Below are 1,764 nucleotides of genomic sequence, written 5' to 3'. Positions count from 1 at the left end.
ACACTGGCGAGTTCACCCGAAAGGTCGGAGAGTTGATGGGCGACGAGGTGAACCACTTCGCCTTCACGCTGAATCTTGCCCCGGACAGCGAGCATCGAAGACGAGAGCAGCACATGGCGGAACTTCTCGAAGACCTTAACCCAGACGACGACATTGGCGGCGCCGGTTTCGTCTTCCATGGTCAGGAACATCACGCCCTTGGCTGAGCCGGGCCGTTGGCGAACGAGGACCAGGCCTGCCGCCTCCAGCCAGCGGCCGTCGCGCGCCTGCATCGCGTCGCTGCAGGTGACAATACGGCGCCGGGCAAGGTCGGCCCGCAGGAACGAGAGCGGATGGTTGCGCAGGGTAAGGCCAACATGACCATAGTCCTCGACGACTTCCCTTCCGGTCGTCATCGGCCGCAGCGCTACGGCAGGTTCGTGAATTTCGGATACGGTCTGCTGTTCACGCGCCGAGGCGGCGGCAAAGAGCGGCAGGGGCTCGTCGCGCAGTCCCTTGAGCGCCCATAGCGCCTCGCGGCGTGCCAGGCCGAGACCGGGGCGGAAGGTGTCGGCCTCGGCGAGTTGGACGAGCGATGCCGCAGGCACGCCGGCGCGATGCCAAAGATCATCGATGGAGGCGAAGGGTTCGTCGGTCCGGGCCGTGACAATCGCTGCCCCGTGGACATTCGCCAGTCCTTTCACCATCCGCAGACCTAGCCGGACCGCAAAGCGTCCGTCCTCGCCGATCGGTTCTAGTGTGCAATCCCAGCGGCTGGCATTGGTGCAGACGGGTCGGATCTCAACGCCATGGTCGCGGGCATCGCGGACTATCTGGGCGGGAAGGTAGAAACCCATTGGCTGGGAATTGAGCAGGGCGCAGCAGAAGACATCGGGATGGTGGCATTTCATCCAGCTCGAGGCGTAGGCGATCAGCGCGAAACTGGCGGCGTGGCTCTCGGGGAAGCCGTAGCTGCCGAAGCCTTCAAGCTGCTTGAAGGTGGTCGCGGCGAATTCCGGCGTGTAGCCATTCGCAATCATGCCGCCGATCAGCTTGTCGCGAAACTTGCTGACGCCGCCGGTATGCTTGAAGGTTGCCATGGCACGGCGCAACTGGTCTGCCTCCCCGGCGCTGAAGCTGGCGCAGACCATAGCGACCTGCATGGCCTGTTCCTGGAACAGCGGTACACCCAGAGTCTTGCCGAGCACGCGTTCGAGTTCGGGGGTTGGGAATTCGACCGGCTCCTTGCCTTCCCGGCGGCGAAGATAGGGATGGACCATGTCGCCCTGGATCGGGCCGGGCCGGACGATGGCGACCTCGACGACCAGATCGTAAAAGGTGCGCGGCTTGATGCGGGGCAACATCGACATCTGGGCGCGGCTCTCGATCTGGAAGACCCCGATCGTATCCGCCTTGCGGATCATGGCGTAAGTCGCAGGGTCTTCGGCCGGGATGGTGGCCAGGTCGAGGGCCACGCCCTTGTGCTGGGCCAGCAGATCGAAGCTGCGCTTCATGCAGGTGAGCATCCCGAGCGCCAGGACGTCGACCTTCATGAACTTGAGAATATCGATGTCGTCCTTGTCCCACTCAATGACCTGTCGGTCGACCATGCGAGCCGGCTCGATCGGCACCAGGTCGTCGAGCCGGTCATTGGTTAGAACGAAGCCTCCGGGATGTTGCGAAAGGTGCCGCGGCGTTCCTTCGAGCTGCTGCGCAAGTTCCAGTGTCAGCCGCAGCCGACGATCGGCGAGGTTGAAGTTGAGTTCTTTGGCACGCGCTTCGTCG

Annotated in this window: 1 protein-coding gene; it reads right to left on the bottom strand. The window is 63.5% G+C overall.

What is annotated here, in order from left to right; all coding sequences use genetic code 11:
• A partial coding sequence (locus EOA13_RS36980; protein ID WP_348629786.1) for an OB-fold nucleic acid binding domain-containing protein occupies nt 1-1,764 on the bottom strand: 1,764 nt, incomplete at both ends.

It is taken from the genome of Mesorhizobium sp. M7A.F.Ca.US.011.01.1.1 (assembly GCF_003998295.1).
GTDB lineage: Bacteria > Pseudomonadota > Alphaproteobacteria > Rhizobiales > Rhizobiaceae > Mesorhizobium.
The sequence above is the reverse complement of the archived record's forward strand: the minus strand, read 5'-3'. Positions and strand labels throughout refer to the sequence as shown.